Source organism: Vibrio sp. B1Z05 (assembly GCF_052955985.1).
The window spans coordinates 2124455-2142268 of record NZ_CP130463.1 but is presented as its reverse complement, the minus strand read 5'-3'; the positions used below and the strand labels follow the sequence as shown (position 1 = coordinate 2142268).

The 17814-nt window shown below is 45.1% G+C and carries 15 protein-coding genes; 10 read left to right on the top strand and 5 right to left on the bottom strand.

The features are described from left to right. The first annotated feature begins 32 nt into the window (after nucleotides 1–32). The 6 genes from dnaJ (at nucleotide 33) to QV280_RS09685 (ending at nucleotide 5567) form a co-directional block, all read left to right on the top strand. Complete coding sequence (gene dnaJ / locus QV280_RS09710; RefSeq protein ID WP_023403839.1) at nucleotides 33–1181, top strand: molecular chaperone DnaJ; 1149 nt, start codon at nucleotides 33–35, stop codon at nucleotides 1179–1181. A gap of 164 nt (nucleotides 1182–1345) precedes the next feature. Next, nucleotides 1346–1843, top strand: coding sequence for a hypothetical protein (locus QV280_RS09705; RefSeq protein ID WP_152819541.1), 498 nt, complete (start codon nucleotides 1346–1348; stop codon nucleotides 1841–1843). Then, a complete protein-coding gene (locus QV280_RS09700; RefSeq protein WP_152819542.1) occupies nucleotides 1824–2441 on the top strand; it encodes a hypothetical protein in 618 nt (205 codons plus the stop codon). The genes QV280_RS09705 and QV280_RS09700 overlap by 20 nt, the downstream gene beginning before the upstream one ends. Beyond that, nucleotides 2428–3324, top strand: a complete 897-nt coding sequence (locus QV280_RS09695) for a hypothetical protein (RefSeq protein WP_172972774.1) — start codon at nucleotides 2428–2430, stop codon at nucleotides 3322–3324. Before QV280_RS09700 ends, QV280_RS09695 begins: the two co-directional genes overlap by 14 nt. Continuing rightward, a complete protein-coding gene (locus QV280_RS09690) occupies nucleotides 3314–3718 on the top strand; it encodes a prepilin-type N-terminal cleavage/methylation domain-containing protein (RefSeq protein WP_172972775.1) in 405 nt (134 codons plus the stop codon). The genes QV280_RS09695 and QV280_RS09690 overlap by 11 nt, the downstream gene beginning before the upstream one ends. A 289-nt stretch (nucleotides 3719–4007) precedes the next feature. After that, nucleotides 4008–5567 (top strand): AbgT family transporter, encoded by a 1560-nt coding sequence (locus QV280_RS09685; protein ID WP_152819544.1) that lies wholly within the window; start codon nucleotides 4008–4010, stop codon nucleotides 5565–5567. A gap of 95 nt (nucleotides 5568–5662) precedes the next feature. Here the strand turns inward: QV280_RS09685 and fghA are convergent, their stop codons facing one another. After that, nucleotides 5663–6499, bottom strand: a complete 837-nt coding sequence (fghA, locus tag QV280_RS09680; RefSeq protein ID WP_152819545.1) for an S-formylglutathione hydrolase — start codon at nucleotides 6497–6499, stop codon at nucleotides 5663–5665. A gap of 85 nt (nucleotides 6500–6584) precedes the next feature. Beyond that, nucleotides 6585–7727, bottom strand: a complete 1143-nt coding sequence (locus tag QV280_RS09675) for an S-(hydroxymethyl)glutathione dehydrogenase/class III alcohol dehydrogenase (protein ID WP_152819546.1) — start codon at nucleotides 7725–7727, stop codon at nucleotides 6585–6587. A 118-nt stretch (nucleotides 7728–7845) separates the two neighbouring features. Here QV280_RS09675 and QV280_RS09670 point away from each other — a divergent pair, with 118 nt between their 5' ends. Together QV280_RS09670 and tadA are read left to right on the top strand one after the other, a co-directional pair. Continuing rightward, entirely contained in the window at nucleotides 7846–8757 is a 912-nt protein-coding gene (locus tag QV280_RS09670) for a LysR substrate-binding domain-containing protein (RefSeq protein ID WP_152819547.1), read from the top strand. 95 nt (nucleotides 8758–8852) lie between these two features. Then, nucleotides 8853–9335 (top strand): tRNA adenosine(34) deaminase TadA, encoded by a 483-nt coding sequence (tadA, locus tag QV280_RS09665; protein WP_253912515.1) that lies wholly within the window; start codon nucleotides 8853–8855, stop codon nucleotides 9333–9335. Nucleotides 9336–9382: 47 nt separating this feature from the next. Here tadA and QV280_RS09660 read toward each other — a convergent pair whose 3' ends face one another. Together QV280_RS09660 and mltF are read right to left on the bottom strand one after the other, a co-directional pair. After that, on the bottom strand, nucleotides 9383–9517 hold the full coding sequence (locus QV280_RS09660) for a hypothetical protein (protein WP_261824290.1): 135 nt from the start codon (nucleotides 9515–9517) through the stop codon (nucleotides 9383–9385). A gap of 194 nt (nucleotides 9518–9711) precedes the next feature. Further along, nucleotides 9712–11202: a membrane-bound lytic murein transglycosylase MltF gene (gene mltF, locus QV280_RS09655; protein ID WP_152819549.1), complete on the bottom strand. Its 1491-nt coding sequence runs from the start codon at nucleotides 11200–11202 to the stop codon at nucleotides 9712–9714. A gap of 324 nt (nucleotides 11203–11526) precedes the next feature. Here mltF and purL point away from each other — a divergent pair, with 324 nt between their 5' ends. Both purL and QV280_RS09645 read left to right on the top strand, forming a co-directional pair. Continuing rightward, nucleotides 11527–15420, top strand: a complete 3894-nt coding sequence (gene purL / locus QV280_RS09650; protein WP_152819550.1) for a phosphoribosylformylglycinamidine synthase — start codon at nucleotides 11527–11529, stop codon at nucleotides 15418–15420. A 185-nt stretch (nucleotides 15421–15605) separates the two neighbouring features. Then, nucleotides 15606–16142: a DUF3332 family protein gene (locus QV280_RS09645; RefSeq protein WP_152819551.1), complete on the top strand. Its 537-nt coding sequence runs from the start codon at nucleotides 15606–15608 to the stop codon at nucleotides 16140–16142. An 84-nt stretch (nucleotides 16143–16226) separates the two neighbouring features. Here the strand turns inward: QV280_RS09645 and QV280_RS09640 are convergent, their stop codons facing one another. Beyond that, on the bottom strand, nucleotides 16227–17699 hold the full coding sequence (locus tag QV280_RS09640; RefSeq protein ID WP_152819552.1) for an aminoacyl-histidine dipeptidase: 1473 nt from the start codon (nucleotides 17697–17699) through the stop codon (nucleotides 16227–16229). Nucleotides 17700–17814 lie beyond the last annotated feature (115 nt).

Sequence of the window (17814 nt, the reverse complement as noted above, 5' to 3'; positions counted from 1 at the left end):
CGTTTACAGTAAACAAATTGGTGACGAAACACATGTCTAAACGTGATCTTTATGAAGTACTTGGCGTAGCCCGAGATGCTTCTGAGCGTGATATCAAAAAAGCTTATAAACGTCTTGCGATGAAATACCACCCGGATAGAAACCACGGTGATGAAGCATCGGCAGAGAAGTTTAAAGAAGTGAAAGAAGCGTATGAGATTCTAACAGACTCTCAAAAACGCGCAGCTTACGATCAATACGGTCATGCCGCTTTTGAACAAGGTGGTATGGGCGGTGGCGGCGGCTTTGGCGGCGGCGGTAGCGGTGACTTCGGCGATATCTTTGGTGATGTGTTTGGCGATATCTTTGGTGGCGGCCGTCGTGGCGGTGGTCAACAACGCGCACAACGTGGTGCTGACTTACGTTACAACATGGAGCTGACTTTAGAAGAAGCGGTTCGTGGTTGTTCGAAAGAAATTGAAGTTCCTACATTAGTCGGTTGTGACGTGTGTGATGGCACAGGTGCTAAGAAAGGCTCTTCTGCGCAAACTTGTGGCACTTGTCATGGTCACGGCCAAGTACAAATGCGTCAAGGCTTCTTTGCGGTTCAGCAAGCGTGTCCAACCTGTCATGGTAAAGGCAAGATCATTAAAGATCCATGTAACTCATGTCATGGTGAAGGTCGCAAGCACAAAACTAAATCACTTAACGTTAAGATCCCAGCCGGTGTTGATACTGGCGATCGCATTCGTCTTTCTGGCGAAGGTGAAGCGGGAGAGCACGGCGCTCCAACCGGTGACTTATATGTACAAGTACATGTTAAAGAGCACCACATCTTTGAGCGTGATGGCAGCAACTTGTATTGTGAAGTCCCTGTTAGCTTTACTATGGCCGCTCTGGGTGGCGAAGTTGAAGTACCAACCTTAGATGGTCGAGTAAGCCTAAAAGTACCGGCGGAAACACAAACGGGTCGTATGTTCCGTATGCGTGGTAAAGGTGTGAAAGGCGTACGTGGCGGTCCACAAGGTGACTTGATTGTGAAGCTAGTGGTGGAAACACCTGTGAAGCTAAATGCTCGTCAAAAAGAACTGCTTAAAGAGTTTGAAGAGTCTTGTGGCGGTGATGCTGCCAACAAGCATAAGCCTAAATCGAAAGGTTTCTTCGATGGCGTTAAGAAATTCTTTGACGACCTGACTAGCTAATTAAAAGTAATAGCTGGCAGTAAAAAGCGTACAAACAAAGGCCAACCTAGTGTTGGCTTTTTTGTGCCTAAAAATCGTCTATAAAAGTATGACGGCTTGCGAGTTCCCTCCAAAGGCGTTGGCTACATCAATAATTGCTAAGGCTTATGCACTACGCTTGGCAGATGAAAACAGCATCTTATGGTTTCTCAATATTAGAGGTTTTAGTGTGTTGCCTTGTGCTCGGCATAGTAGGGCAATGGACAGTATCTTCGATTGCCGAGCAACTCGCACAGCAAAAAATAAAAGCCGCCGCCGCTCAAGTGCATGGATTATTAACCAGCGCCAGCGATAGTGCGTATGGCATGAAAAAAGATCTGTGGCTGCATACCGCCTCGTCTAACTCGCAGCAATTATTTGCGCTACACACAGATAGTAGCGAGCGTAATTCAGAGTCATTGTTCAATGGCGCAATTCATCCGCAAACTCTTGCTGGCACCTTTATTAGCACTACTTTTAGCACGCTTCGTTTTAGTGGCGTAACTGGCAGACCTTACGGTAATGGCAATATCAGTATTGGGCTCAATGACGAACCACGAGTTAAAGTTATCTTCCACGATATCACCGGCCGAATGCGTATCTGCGCAATTGAGGAGCGAGCCTATGGTTATCCAGCGTGTTAATTCCGTATGTTCTCCCCGCACTGTAACTTATCGCTGTCAGCAAGGGCTGTCGTTACTTGAACTCGTATTGAGCTTAGGGTTATCAAGCGTGCTATTGGTCGCGGTGTGCACCTTACTTGTCCATCAACAACAATTACTAGCCCAACAAATTAAGCACACACAACGTTTTATAGAAAGCCACTATCTTGCCAGCTATTTACGCGGGGAAGTCCGTCGTGCGGGGTATCAGCAGTTGGAATCGACCTATATTGAAGCATCCAAGTTGGGGCTGGGTTATCAAGATGAACAAGGAGGTTATCGCCGAATACTGATTTGGCGTGACGCTGCGCAATACAAACTCAAATACTGCGCAGACTCTACTGACGCACCGCAACCTCTCGCGCAAACCTGCTCAGAAAATATCAATTACTCGATGCTAAATGACAAACTTCTTTCTTTTAGGCAGTTGGACGTTACAGGCTTAGGTTCCGCTGAACACTTGATTGATATTGAATACGGCATTGCAATTAAAGGCGAGTCCTCTGTAACTCATCAGGTGCTGGTTGCTTCGCGCAATATTGAATTCTCGACTGACGAGCAAAGCAATGCACTCGAATAAAGGTTATGTGCTGTTAACGGTTTTAAGTTTGTTGTTTGTATTAGGCTTTTTGGCGCTGGATAACGCTCGCTATCTTGCTAACGCATTAAGTGGGCAGTCTTACATGTATCAAAGACGAGCTAGTTTGGATTGGGAGTTGGAATCCATGCTCAATTGTCAGGCTATGCATTTAAGCGTGATACAAAACTTACCTAACAACGAATGTGATAATGACGCTGAAGTGCAGGTTGTAATTGAGCCACAACAAGCTGCTAATCAATATAAAATTGAAGCGCATAAAGAGAGCATTGCCACCAGTGCCGTTATTCAATTTGGCGATATGGATCAAGACTACGCCGTGATAAGTAACTTTGCTCTTGATAGTGCATTTACCGCAACCTCGAGCTTAGTTGAGCCTTCGGCATTACTGTCATTTTATGCTTATAACGATATTGCATTATTACAGCCGCGGTGGGGGAGCACTCTAGAGGTGACATCCAAACAAACCTGCGGCAGTGAGCTGCTGACTTATTTAACCCAAACCGCCAGTACAGATATCGTGATAGAAGGCAGTTGCGCTATCAATCTTATGCAGTGGCAACAAGTTGTTGCTAGATCTCAGCAAGCTCCGCTCAACTTACTGTTTGTCGGTGACTCTATTGAGCTGATGGTTTCGGGTACATTGCGCGGAATATTGGCTATTTGGCAACAAACAGAGTCTACACAAACTGTGGTTATGCAAGGGACGTTAAGCATTGATGGAGGATTACAGCTGCATCTTGCTGAACCTATGGATACAAGCCAAGCCGAATTGCTGGTGCTTGAAAATACGTACAGCCTGCAAGAGGCCAGAGTTAAGTTTGCTAAGCGAAGTTGGCTTCAAGGGAGTTGGCGTGATTTCTAATTTCGCATCTAAAGTGCAAGCCGGCTTTAGCTTATTAGAGGTGCTTACCGCCAGCGCCTTGGTTTCGCTGTTGTCTGTGTTGCTGATAGAAGGTAGCGTATTTATACAGCGAGAAGTCAAATTCGCTGAGCAAAGTCTACAAGTATTAAATGTTGTTGAGAACAGGCTAGAGTTACACCGATTAGAAATATTAACAGGTGAGAGCATAGCGCTCGAAAATGAGCACGCCAGTAGCACTCTACAAATAGCAGAGTTTCAAATATCCAGTCAGAAAAAATATGCAGTTTCATCGCTAGGAATATCGGGTACGCATATTACAGTTTCAGCCAGTTGGATTGATCCATGGCGTCGTCAGCAGAGCTTATCCTTATCTACTTGGGTCGCATTCAAATAATAGAAATGTGTGTTTTTTGTTAATGGTAAATTTTCCTTATGAGATAAAACTCATAAGTGAGGTGAATGCAAGTGAATAAAAAGTTACTATTCTGTTTTTGTTTATTTGTGCCTGTGTTTTTATTTGTATTGCAGTTGTTTTCAATATGCAAAACTTCCGCTAAGTAGCACATTTTGCAAACTTAGATTCTGTTTTTGTCTGACTAATTGGTTAGAATGCCCGCCTTAATAAAAATAAGACCTATATTTAACGGTTTTACATTTCTGTAACCTGATACGGTGGTAATCCAATGAGCAACCAATTAGCTGATGCAGCTACACCTAAACAAGGTGGTATGGATCGCTTCTTAAACCTGATTGAAAAAGCAGGTAATAAGATCCCTGATCCCGCAATTTTATTCTTTTGGGCATTAATTATAGTTTGGGTATCTTCAGCCTTACTATCGCATGTTTCTTTTGACTTAGTTAACCCACGCACTGGTAATCCTCTTGAAATTACTAACCTTTTAACCGGTGATGCGTTAGCCAGTTTCTTAGCTAATATGGTCACAACCTTTACCGGTTTTGCGCCGCTAGGTATCGTTTTAGTGGCAATGCTGGGTGTAGGTGTTGCTGACTCTTCAGGCTTTATTACTACTGGCCTGAAAAAAATGCTGAGCTTTACGCCAGCAAAACTGTTAACGCCAATGCTGATCCTAGTGGCTATTGTGTCTCACACAGCCGCAGATGCAGGTTATGTATTAGTTATCCCATTAGGCGGTATCATTTTCCATGCGGCAGGTCGCCATCCATTGGCGGGTATTGCAGCAGCGTTTGCGGGCGTATCAGGGGGGTTCTCTGCTAACTTTATTCCCTCTGGTATCGACCCGCTACTGGCTGGTTTCACGCAGACTGCAGCAAACGTATTAGACCCTGAGTATATTGTTAACCCACTGGCTAACATCTACTTTACTGGTCTATCTTCGGTATTGATTGTTGCTATTGGTTGGTTTGTGACTGAGCGCATTATCGAACCGCGTTTAAACGCCACAACAAATGTTGATGAAGATGCAGAAGAAGCGCCTGATTTGGGTTCTATGACAGAGCTTGAGTCAAAAGCATTTAAATATGCTGGCTGGTCAATGATGGCAGGTATAGCACTATTAGTGTTTGCTATCATGCCTGAAAACTCGGCGTTACGTTCGCCAGAAGGTGAAATTACTGCGTTCTCAGCCCCTATCATGCAGTCGATTGTGCCACTGATCTTTATCCTATTTATCATCCCTGGCATCGTTTATGGTCGTGTAGTAGGTAAGTTCTCAAGCAGCAACGACGTAATTAAATCTATGTCTGAAACCATGAACACAATGGGCGCGTACATGGTAATGTCGTTCTTCTGTGCTCAGTTCCTAGTGGCATTTGGTCAATCAAACATAGGCACTATGCTAGCGCTATATGGCGCAGAAGGTCTAAAAGCGATGAATCTGCCAGGTGAAGCGACAGTTGTGGGCATGATTCTACTGACCGCATTTGTGAACCTTCTGGTGGGTTCAGCATCAGCTAAGTGGGCATTGATTGGTCCTATCCTTGTACCTATGTTGATGGCGGTAGGCATTTCTCCTGAGCTATCTCAAGCAGCGTACCGTGTGGGTGATTCAGTATCGAATATCATCTCACCATTGATGGTGTTCTTCCCGCTGGTGGTGGTGTACTGTCAGCGATACGTGAAGAATACGGGTATTGGTACACTTGCGTCACTGATGATGCCATTCTCCATTGCCATGCTTGTTGGTTGGACTGTGTTCTTGCTCGCGTACTGGGCACTGGGTATCCCGCTAGGTATTCAAGCGCCTTACACTTATACAATGTAAGCGTTGCGATAAACGGATTCTAAATAACAAAACCCGCTATGTTACATAGCGGGTTTTTTGTGTTTAAAAAGAAGCTTTAAAAATAGGCAGTGCTACTACAAATGTTTGGCGTGGAAACTCAAGTGATCATCGATAAAGCTAGAAATGAAAAAGTAGCTATGGTCATAACCCGCTTGCATACGCAGTTCAAAGTTGATGTCTTGCTGCGCGGCAACATCGATAAGGTGATTAGGCTTGAGCTGCTCTTCTAAAAAGCCATCCGCATCACCTTGGTCAATCAGGATAGGTAAACGACTGCCGTGTTTGGCGAGCAGTTTACACGCATCATATTCGGCCCATGTACTTTGGTCATTACCCAGATAATGAGAAAATGCTTTGATGCCCCACGGACATTCTGTTGGGTTTGTGATAGGGCTAAACGCCGAAATCGATTGATATTGATGTGGGTTTTTAAAGCCAATGGTCAATGCGCCATGACCGCCCATACTGTGCCCAGCGAGTGATTTTTTATCGGTGACAGGGAAGTGCTCTGCAATGAGTGCTGGCAGTTCATCAACAATATAAGAATACATTCGATAGTGTTTATCCCAAGGTGCTTGAGTGGCATTGAGATAAAATCCTGCGCCTAAACCTAAGTCATAGGCCTGCTCAGCATCATCTGCAACAGTTTCTCCTCTGGGGCTAGTATCTGGCGCAACAATAGCGATGCCTAATTCTGCGGCTTTACGAAATGCGCCTGCTTTTTGCATAAAGTTTTCGTCATTACAAGTTAAGCCTGATAGCCAATACAGCACAGGCACTGCTTGTTGCTGTGCTTGTGGCGGCAAAAAAATGGCAAAGGTCATTTGGGTATGGGTTGAGTGTGCTTGATGGGTGTATCGCTGGTGGCGTCCACCAAACACGGTATTTTGACTGAGAAGTTGGATGGACATAGTGTTTCCTGTAGTCATATTGCTTTCTAATAATAAGAAAAGGCGCTGCGATTAATGAATAATGTACAGCGCCCAAAAGAAAGACCTATTTATCAAAATGTATCACAGTGCGGATACTTTCACCTTTGTGCATCAGCTCAAAAGCTTCATTGATATCTTCTAAACCCATGGTGTGGGTAATGAAATCTTGCAGGCCAAATTCACCCGCCATATAACGCTCAACAATTTCTGGTAATTCAGAGCGGCCTTTTACTCCGCCAAAGGCACTGCCGCGCCATACTCGACCGGTGACTAATTGGAATGGGCGAGTGGAGATCTCTTGCCCTGCGCCTGCCACGCCAATAATCACAGATTCTCCCCAACCTTTATGACAACACTCGAGTGCAGAGCGCATTACATCGACATTGCCGATACATTCAAATGAATACTCCACGCCGCCATCGGTCATCTCAACAATCACCTCTTGGATAGGCTTATCGAAATTTTTAGGGTTGATGCAATCAGTCGCGCCAAGCTGTTTAGCCAGTTCAAATTTACTTTCATTTATATCAACGCCAATGATGCGATTTGCGCCTGCCATTTTTGCGCCAATAATGGCGGAAAGGCCGATGCCACCTAGACCAAAGATTGCTACGTTGTCGCCTTTTTCAACTTTGGCGGTATTGAGCACCGCGCCCATACCTGTAGTGACGCCGCAACCTAACAAACAGACTTCTTCAAGGGGCGCTTCTTTGTTGACCTTAGCCAGTGAAATTTCAGGTAATACGGTAAATTCAGAGAAAGTTGAGCATCCCATATAGTGATAAATAGGTTGTCCATCTTTGTAAAAGCGCGTGGTGCCATCGGGCATTAGGCCTTTACCTTGTGTCTCTCGAACCGCTTGGCAAAGGTTGGTTTTTCCTGATTTACAGAACTTACACTCACCACATTCTGCGGTATACAGAGGAATGACGTGATCGCCAACCGCAACGCTCGTCACCCCTTCACCAACCATTTCCACAATGCCTCCACCTTCATGCCCCAAAATTGAAGGGAAGATGCCTTCAGGATCGTCACCCGATAGAGTAAAGGCATCGGTATGACAGACGCCGGTGGCGATAATCTTAACCAGAACTTCGCCTTTTCTAGGCAGCATCACATCCACTTCTTCCATTTTCAGTGGCTGGTTTGGCCCCCATGCAACAGCGGCGCGTGATTTGATAAATTGGTCAGTGGTCGTCTTGGTCATGATGGTTTCCTATTGGCGAACGTATGAATTAAAACTTTAGACTATAGGGACGATTATATTGTTTCTTTTGAAGTGATAAACTAGCCTTTATGAAAATCACTTTTACGCAGGTGTAATAATGTCGCAGTGGGAAGGCATTGAAGAATTTGTCGCAGTGGCGGATAGCGAGAGTTTTACTAAAGCGGCGCAAATGCTAGATACATCCGTGGCGCAAGTGAGCCGTAAGTTGTCTGCTTTAGAAGCTCGCTTAGGGGTAAAGTTGGTACAAAGAACGACTCGCCGCGTTTCTGTGACCGAAGTGGGCTTAGGTTATGCTCAGCATTGTCGCATGTTACTTGATGGGCTTGCTGAAGCTGAAAGAGAAGTGACTCAAGTGCATTCTCAGCCCATAGGACGTCTGCGAATTACCGCCCCAACGACTTACGGTGAAAGTGTTATTGCGCCAATGCTAATGCAATTTGTTGCCCGTTATCCGCAATTAGAATTAGATTTACAGCTGAGCAATAAACGTTTAGATCTTATTGCCGATAAATTTGATATTGCGATACGTATAGGTACGCTTCCTGACTCGTCATTGATTGCGAAGAAACTGACTGAGCGACAACAATATGTGTGTGCTTCGGCTGGATTTATTGCCCAATATGGAAAGCCGACACACCCTGCACAACTAACCGACTATCCCTGCTTATTGGGTTCATCCTCTACGTGGCGTTTTACGGAAAACAACAAAAAGCTAAGCCTGACTATGAAAGGGCGACTTCGTTGTAATAGCGGTAATGTGCTCACCCAAGCGGTATTGCAAGGTAATGGCATTGTGCAACTGCCTGATTTTTATGTTGCCCGCTATTTGCAAGATCATAGCTTGCTTGAACTATTAAAAGATTATCGTGCAGAAAAAGAGACCATTTGGGCGCTCTATCCACAAAATAGGCATTTATCACCCAAAGTAAAATTGGCCATAGAGTTTTTGAGTGAACAACTTGCGCAAGGTAAGTTTTGCACCAATTCATATAATGGAACAACATGGTAGACGAGTCATGCTCAATAAGCACAGCAGTAAAGAGAGTGAGTAATACAGTGAATGACGTAGAAGTAAGCCAGTTTTCTGAGCAAGATAAGCAATTTATGCGTCGTGCTATTGAGTTGGCACACAATGCCGAAAATGAAGGTGAAGTTCCTGTTGGGGCGGTATTGGTTCGAGATAATCAAATTGTCGCTGAGGGATGGAATCGCTGTATCGGCACGCACGATGCCACCGCACATGCAGAAATCCAAGTCTTGAGAAAGGCGGGTGAGTCACTACAAAACTATCGTCTATTAGACACTACCTTATATGTGACACTAGAGCCTTGCCCAATGTGTGCAGGCGCACTATTGCATAGCCGAGTAAAGCGCGTAGTGTTTGGTGCACCTGATTTAAAAGCGGGCGCAGCAGGCACAGTGTTAGACTTGTTCTCTAGCCAAGCAGCCTATCATTTTGCTGATGTTGAATCGGGGTTATTAGAACAAGAGTGTCGGGAACAACTACAAGCGTTTTTTAAACGACGTCGCAAGGAACAAAAAGAGTTAAAGCGTTTACAAAAAGAGGCGCAGCAGAAAGGGGATTAGGCAAACATTTCGCTAGTTAAGTGCCAAATGTTTGCGCGCGGGTATGACTAGATAGCTAACGTTACGTAAGAACGATTTCGCCAAAGAAGCTTCTTCTTATTATTGGCTCGCATACGCTTACGACGGTTAGCTGAAACAGTGCCACTTGATAATTTCTTTGACAGTTTTCTTTTCAGTTTCAACGAACAATCTCCTATGAAATTTACGGCAGCAAACGTTTGAATTACTCACATTCTTATCGTTTGCTGTACTCATATATAGAGCATGATTGTTACCGTAATATTAATTTAAACAAAGGAAATATCTCTCAAATAAAGCAAGCTCTTGCATATTTGCATTTAAAATGTGAGCTATATCAATCGTTTGAATGCGATTGCTATTCTGTATCGCTATCTATTGCTGTTTTTGCTGCCGAATGTGTCATGTTTGGCGCTTCAATTACCGTTAGATCATCTGTGCCTGTTTCAACTTGATTATGATCACGCTGATCAATATGGCCAATGATGCTTTGGTAGTATCGGCGAATACTTTCTACGTAGTTGAGTGCTTCATCACCACGGGCGTAGCCGTAACGGGTGTATTCGTAGTAGCCTTTTTTGCGCAGTTTAGGTAGGCGCGTTTTCACATCACTCCACAGATCGGGGTTGGCTCCTTGAGCTTTAGCAATACGTCTGGCATCCATTACATGACCGTATCCGACATTATAAGAAGCCAGGGCAAACCAGATTTTTTCATGTTGGTTGATGCTATCAGGAATGCGATTGACGATTTTTCTCAGATATTCAACGCCGCCACGAATAGATTGCTCTGGATCTAGACGGTCTTTTACCCCGACGCTTTTGGCGGTAGGCAGAGTCAACATCATCATGCCTCGCACTCCCGTTGGAGACTTAGCTTTAGGGTTCCAGTGAGATTCTTGATAGGCGAGCGCGGCCACTAAACGCCAATCAAATTCGCCAGCGTATTTTTGAAATAGTGATTCCCATTTTGGCAGCTTGCTGTCCAGTGCGCGGACAAAGGCGCGAGTATCTACATAATCAAAGTCGTCGATGTGGCCGAAGTACTTTTCTTCAATAAGACGCAGCTGACCGTCTTGGTGAATGTTGCCAAAAAACTCGATAACTAAGGCATATAGACTCTCATCAACCCCGCGCGGTAAGTACCATGACGTCGGCTGATCTTCGGTAAGCTCAAAAGCTAAGGCGATGTTTGGGTAGATGCGCTGCGCAAGTGACAGTTCGATAGAGTCGACCACAGTAAATAAACGTTCGCCTGTGGAAACTTGTTTTAGCAGATCGTTAGTATCGTAACTATCGGTGATGGTGTATTTCAGGTCGGGGTGCGTTTTGGCTAAATCCAACAAGGTTTGTTGAAAGTGTGAGCCTTTGACCACAGTGATAGATTCGCCACTGTCGATAAGCTGTTTTAGGTTACGAGGACGCCAAGTGCCTTTTTTATATACCACTTGCTGACTGACGTAGTAGTAAGCCGGTCCGGCACGAAATGTTTTTACTCGATTGGGCGCTTGGGTGAGCCCAGCCGCCACGATATCTATTTCACCATTTTGCAGAGCAGGGAACAGTTCAGAGAGGCGATAAGCGGGTTTGATTTCTAGACGAACCCCTAATTGATTAGCAAAAGCAGAGGCAAGGTCGTATTCCATACCTGTGGGGCCGTCGGGGCCAATGTAATAGGAAAGTTGATTGTTTAGCGTGCCGACACGTAATACGCCACGTTCTTGGATTTTTTGTAGCTCTGTTTGTGTATCGGTATCGTATTGACAGCCAACAACAGAAAGCAAGGTCACTATGGTGATAGCCAATGTACAAAATTTCGTTAACCATTTAGTGAACACTGACGTGCGCATAGTGTTTTGTCACTCCAACAATCGAGGGTAATTATTTTAATTATACGCCTTTATATCAAACCCACTATCAAGGGGGAAGTGAAACAGTATTAACAAGTACTTAACGCCAGTTTCATTTTTTATGAGGCGTAATTTATCTTCAACTAAGGCTTTGACGCAAAAATTTGCGCAAACGGTTGCTTTTTGTGTTACTTCACAAAAAGATTTGCTTTATAATACGCCCGAAACAGCAGAGGCAATACTGAAGTAAAAATAATAAGAAATCATAACCTATTGTTTTTACTTGAATATTTTCTTTAATCCATCATCAAGAGACCTAAGCACATGAGAATTTTGCGTGGCTCCCCAGCTCTTTCTGAGTTTCGTGTACAAAAATTACTAGAACTTTGTCGTGAACAAGGCCTACCTGTTACAGGTATTTATGCTGAGTTTATGCACTTCGCAGACGTAAGTGCAGAACTTGACGCCTCAGAGACAGATAAGCTAGAAAAACTGCTTACCTATGGTCCAACGATCGAAGAGCATGAACCTCAAGGGACTTTATTCCTTGTTACTCCACGCCCTGGCACCATCTCCCCATGGTCATCTAAATCGACTGATATTGCCCATAATTGTGGTCTAGACACAGTGAAGCGTCTAGAACGTGGTACGGCTTACTACGTTGAGACATCAGTAGCGTTAGATGAAGCTCAAATCAAAGCAGTGAAAGCATTGATTCATGACCGCATGATGGAAGTGGTCTTTAATGAGATGGAACAAGCTTCAGCATTGTTTACGGTTGCAGAACCTGCGCCACACACTGTGGTTGATTTGCTTGCTGGTGGCCGCAAAGCCCTTGAAGAAGCAAACATCACACTAGGTCTTGCATTAGCCGAAGACGAAATTGATTACCTAGTTGAAAACTTCAATAAACTAGGCCGTAATCCAAACGACATCGAACTGATGATGTTTGCTCAAGCAAACTCAGAGCATTGTCGTCATAAGATCTTTAACGCAGATTGGACAATTGATGGTGTCGCGCAAGACAAGTCATTGTTCAAAATGATCAAAAACACCATGGAAGTGACTCCTGACCATGTATTGTCTGCTTATAAAGATAACGCAGCGGTTATGGAAGGCTCTAAAGTGGGTCGTTTCTTCCCAGATCCAGAAACCCGTCAATACTCTTACAACCATGAAGATGCACACATCTTAATGAAGGTTGAGACTCATAACCACCCAACCGCTATTTCTCCTTGGCCGGGTGCTTCTACCGGTTCTGGCGGCGAAATTCGTGATGAAGGCGCAACTGGTATTGGTGGTAAACCAAAAGCAGGTTTAGTGGGCTTTACCACATCTAACCTACGTATTCCTGGTTTTGAACAGCCTTGGGAAACGGACTTTGGTAAACCAGGTCGCATCGTAACCGCGTTGGATATTATGACTGAAGGCCCGCTAGGTGGCGCAGCATTTAACAACGAATTTGGTCGTCCAAACCTATTGGGTTACTTCCGTACTTACGAAGAAAAAGTGACTTCTCACGCCGGTGAAGAAATCCGTGGTTACCACAAGCCGATTATGTTGGCAGGTGGCATGGGTAACATCCGTGACGAACACGTGCAAAAACGTGAAATCCCAGTGGGCGCAAAACTGATTGTTCTTGGCGGCCCTGCTATGAACATTGGTCTTGGCGGCGGCGCGGCTTCTTCTATGGCTTCAGGCCAATCAGCCGAAGATCTTGATTTTGCTTCAGTACAACGTGAAAACCCAGAGATGGAACGTCGTTGTCAGGAAGTGATTGACCGCTGTTGGCAGCTAGGTGAAGAAAACCCAATCGCCTTTATCCACGATGTGGGCGCTGGAGGTATTTCAAACGCACTTCCTGAGCTTGTGGATGACGGCGAGCGTGGCGGTAAATTCCAGCTACGTGACGTGCCAAACGATGAGCCGGGCATGAGCCCACTTGAAATTTGGTGTAACGAATCTCAAGAACGCTACGTAATGGCGGTTGCTGATGAAAACATGGCAACGTTCGACGCTATTTGTAAGCGTGAACGTGCACCGTACGCTGTAGTGGGTATTGCAACTGAAGAGCGTGAACTAACGTTAGAAGATACTCATTTTGATAACACACCAATCGATATGCCGATGGATGTGTTGCTTGGCAAAACACCTAAGATGTTCCGTGATGCGAAAACACTAAAAGTCGATAGCCCTGCTATCAACCGTGACGGTGTTGAGCTAAACGAAGCCATTGATCGCGTACTGCGTTTGCCAACGGTTGCTGAGAAAACCTTCCTTATCACCATCGGTGACCGCAGCGTTACTGGCCTTGTGGCTCGTGACCAAATGGTAGGTCCTTGGCAGGTTCCAGTCGCTAACTGTGCGGTAACCGCGGCAAGTTACGATACTTACCACGGCGAATCTATGTCTATCGGTGAGCGTACTCCGGTTGCTCTGCTAGACTTTGGCGCATCAGCACGTTTGGCGGTAGGTGAGTCTTTAACTAACATCGCAGGTACTGATATCGGCGATATTAAACGCATTAAGCTTTCGGCTAACTGGATGTCTCCAGCGGGCCACCCAGGTGAAGACGCGGGTCTTTACGAAGCGGTTAAAGCGGTAGGCGAAGAGCTATGTCCTGCACTGGGTCTAACTATCCCTGTGGGTAAAGATTCAATGTCAATGAAGACTAAGTGGAATGAAAACGGCGAAGACAAAGAAGTGACTTCTCCTCTTTCACTAGTAATTACGGCATTTGGTCGTGTTGAAGATGTTCGCAAGACTGTGACTCCTCAGCTACGCACTGATAAAGGCGAATCAAGCCTAGTATTGGTTGACCTTGGTAACGGTAAAAACCGTCTAGGCGCAACAGCGCTAGCACAAGTGTACAAACAACTGGGTGACAAGCCAGCTGACGTTGACAATGCAGAGCAGCTAAAAGGCTTCTTCGATGCAATGCAAACCTTAGTTCGTGATGACAAGCTAGTGGCTTACCACGATAAAGGCGACGGCGGTTTATTTGTTACGCTTGCAGAGATGGCATTTGCCGGTCACTGTGGCGTGAAAGCAGATATCTCTGAGCTTGGCGAAGACGTTCTAGCAGCACTATTTAACGAAGAGTTAGGCGCAGTTGTTCAAGTTAACAATAGCGACCTAGACTTTGTGCGCACTGTATTGGCAAGCAACGGCCTAGAAGCATGTTCTCATGTTATTGGCACAGTTGAAGCAACTGATAAAGTAGAAATCTACGCTCACGGCTCAGCCATTGTTGACCGTTCACGTACTGAGCTACGTACTATCTGGGCTGAAACTACGCATAAGATGCAAGCACTGCGTGATAACCCTGTGTGTGCTGACCAAGAATTTGCCGCCAAGAAAGACAACTCAGACCCTGGTCTGAACGTGGATCTGACTTTTGACGTAAACGAAGACATTGCAGCGCCTTACATTGCTACTGGCGTTAAACCTAAGATGGCTATCTTGCGTGAGCAAGGCGTGAACTCTCACGTAGAAATGGCGGCTGCTTTTGACCGTGCTGGTTTCGATTCTGTGGATATCCACATGAGCGACATTTTAACTGGTCAAGCGGTACTTGAAGAATACCAAGGCCTAGTGGCTTGTGGTGGTTTCTCTTACGGTGACGTACTGGGCGCAGGTGAAGGTTGGGCTAAGTCTGTATTGTTCAATGCGCAAGCTCGTGACCAATTCGCTGGTTTCTTCAACCGTCAAGACACTTTCTCACTAGGTGTATGTAACGGTTGTCAGATGCTATCAAATCTTAAAGAGTTGATTCCTGGTGCTGACTTATGGCCACGCTTTGTACGCAACGAATCTGAGCGTTTTGAAGCTCGCTTTAGCTTGGTTGAAGTGCAAAAATCTGACTCGGTATTCTTTGATGGTATGGCGGGCTCTCGCATGCCAATCGCTGTTTCTCACGGTGAAGGGCGCGTAGAAGTGAAAGACTCAGCTCACCTGAATGCGATTGAGAACTCCGGTACGGTTGCGCTTCGTTACGTTGATAACAACGGCAACGCGACTCAACAATACCCGAACAACCCGAACGGTTCACCAAACGCAATCACAGGTCTAACAACCGCAGATGGCCGTGTAACTATCATGATGCCTCACCCAGAGCGTGTATTTAGAACTGTGGCAAACTCTTGGGCTCCTGAGTCTTGGGGTGAAGATTCTGCTTGGATGCGCATGTTCCGTAATGTTCGTAAGAACATCGGCTAATAGTTATTCCATAGCAACATTATTTAATAAGCGACCTTAACGGTCGCTTTTTTTATAAATGCGATCTGGTCATGCAATATGAATAAAAATGTAAATATTTCTTAGTTTTCAATGGCAAAGGTTTAATAGTGAACTACCTTAATAGAGCTAATTAATTTTTCTATGCTCTATAAGGGATTGTTTGTATGAGAAAATTTTGTTTGAAAGCCATTGGCGCCGCTGTGTTAGCCGCATCATTAACTGGTTGTATTGGTAGCAACGCAGTAACAGGTTACGTGATGAAGTTTAACCTTGAAGTAGTGGATAACCGTTACGCTCGTGGTGGTGTGAACATGCTACTTGCGCCTGTGTATGCTTTGTCAGTGGCTGCCGATACATTGATCTTCAACTCTATTGAATTCTGGGCAGGCAAAAACCCGCTAAATGGCAAACCGCATATCTTCGACTCAAAAGTTGAAACTATGTACAACATGAACGATGATCTTGACCCATCACTCACCGAAGCGCCGCTAGATCCTATTAGTATGCGTCAGGTTGAATCATCGACGTTTGAAGCGATTGATGCCAATACAGTGCAAATGAATGTCACTTATAATAATGGTGACAAAGCGCTTATTGAAGGTGTACGTGACGGTGACAAAGTTAGCTATTACTACAATGGTGACTTAGTCGCAGAAACGACACTCGCACAACTGCAAGAGCTAGCTGCAACTAAAGCTTAGTGTTAGCTATAGAATAGAAAAAGCCGAGCATTGCTCGGCTTTTATCGTTTTAGGGCATAGTTGTTGAGTATAGCTAAGCGCTAACTAGCCTTTGTTTGGAATGTGTTTTAGTAGATTGACCATTTGTTCCCAGTAAAGATCAACGGTATCAATTTTTACTTTTTCATCCGGTGAGTGAGGGAAGCGGATAGTCGGGCCAAACGACAGCATATCCATATTCGGGTAAGGCTTTTTGAATAGGCCACACTCTAAACCAGCATGGATAACCATAATGTTAGGGATGTGTCCGTATACTTGCTGATACATATCGCGGAATACCGCCATAATTTCTGAATCTGCATCCGGTTTCCAGCCAGGGTAAGCGCCAGAGAAAGTCACTTTTGCGCCAGCCAAAGTTGCCACTGAAGTGAGCATGCTTTCAACTTGGCGACGACCTGAATCAATCAAAGAACGAATCAAGCACAGGGCAGTCACTTTATCTTGCTCGGTAGTAATCACGCCAAGGTTTAGCGAGGTTTCAACCACACCTTCAATCGCATCACTCATGCGGATTACACCATTCGGGCATGCATTTAGCGCAGCAATTAACGCTTGCTGGCTTTTCTGGGAGAATACACCGAACTGCGCTTCTACATCTTCAATGAAAGTTGCGATAGTGGTTTCAATGGCACCTAACTCAGCGGTTAAGGTTTGGGTATATTCGGTAAGTGCTGCTTCTAATTTGCCTATGTTTTGCGTTGCTACGGCGAGAGTGACAGAGCCTTCACGAGGAATAGCGTTGCGCAGGCTACCACCATTGAAATCAATCAATTTTAGGTCAAGTTGTAAAGCGTGATCGGCAAGGAAGCGAGCCAATAGTTTGTTGGCATTGCCACGGCCTGTGTGAATATCACAACCAGAGTGACCGCCTTTTAAGCCTTTTAAAATCAGCTTTTTCGCGACAAAGCCTTCCGGAATTGCTTCACGTTGCACGTCAAATTCAAGGCTAGAGTCAATACCGCCAGCACAGCCCATGTAGACTTCGCCTTCTTGCTCTGAATCGGTATTAAGTAGGATGTCACCTTCTAACCAACCTTCTTGAAGAGCGAATGCACCTGTCATCCCTGCTTCTTCATCAATAGTCAGCAGTACTTCAATTGGGCCATGCTCAATATCTGTTGCGGCTAGTACAGCAAGACAGGATGCCATGCCAATACCGTTATCAGCGCCAAGGGTAGTGCCAGTTGCTGTTACCCATTCGCCATCAATATAAGGAAGGATAGGATCAAGGGTAAAGTCGTGTTCGGTATCTTCGTTTTTTTGCGGAACCATATCGAGGTGCGCTTGTAGTACAACCCCTTTTTTGTTTTCCATGCCTGCGGTGGCAGGTTTTTTGATAAACAGATTACCAGCGCTATCGGATTTCACCGCCAGACCTTGTGCTTTTGCCCACTCTACAATGTGGTCAGAAAGTGCTTGCTCATGTTTTGATGGGTGAGGGATAGAGCAAATCTTATCGAAAAATGGCCAGATCGGGTTTTGCGTTTGCGCAGTGATCTGGCTAAGAAATGTAGACATGGTGATACTCCTTCATGCTTAAAAGTACGGTCTCTACAGACGGTACATTGACTGGCATTGATATAGCTCAGTTTAATGGGGTTAGGATATCACTCACTGCTAGGGTTGGACAGGC

Coding starts and splice junctions, on each gene's coding strand:
- QV280_RS09700 (WP_152819542.1), top strand. CDS start 1,824: ATGGTTATCCAGCGTGTTAATTCCGTATGTTCTCCCCGCACTGTAACT.
- QV280_RS09640 (WP_152819552.1), bottom strand. CDS start 17,699: ATGTCTACATTTCTTAGCCAGATCACTGCGCAAACGCAAAACCCGATC.
- QV280_RS09645 (WP_152819551.1), top strand. CDS start 15,606: ATGAGAAAATTTTGTTTGAAAGCCATTGGCGCCGCTGTGTTAGCCGCA.
- mltF (WP_152819549.1), bottom strand. CDS start 11,202: ATGCGCACGTCAGTGTTCACTAAATGGTTAACGAAATTTTGTACATTG.
- fghA (WP_152819545.1), bottom strand. CDS start 6,499: ATGTCCATCCAACTTCTCAGTCAAAATACCGTGTTTGGTGGACGCCAC.
- QV280_RS09705 (WP_152819541.1), top strand. CDS start 1,346: ATGAAAACAGCATCTTATGGTTTCTCAATATTAGAGGTTTTAGTGTGT.
- purL (WP_152819550.1), top strand. CDS start 11,527: ATGAGAATTTTGCGTGGCTCCCCAGCTCTTTCTGAGTTTCGTGTACAA.
- tadA (WP_253912515.1), top strand. CDS start 8,853: ATGCGTCGTGCTATTGAGTTGGCACACAATGCCGAAAATGAAGGTGAA.
- QV280_RS09695 (WP_172972774.1), top strand. CDS start 2,428: ATGCACTCGAATAAAGGTTATGTGCTGTTAACGGTTTTAAGTTTGTTG.
- QV280_RS09675 (WP_152819546.1), bottom strand. CDS start 7,727: ATGACCAAGACGACCACTGACCAATTTATCAAATCACGCGCCGCTGTT.
- dnaJ (WP_023403839.1), top strand. CDS start 33: ATGTCTAAACGTGATCTTTATGAAGTACTTGGCGTAGCCCGAGATGCT.
- QV280_RS09685 (WP_152819544.1), top strand. CDS start 4,008: ATGAGCAACCAATTAGCTGATGCAGCTACACCTAAACAAGGTGGTATG.
- QV280_RS09670 (WP_152819547.1), top strand. CDS start 7,846: ATGTCGCAGTGGGAAGGCATTGAAGAATTTGTCGCAGTGGCGGATAGC.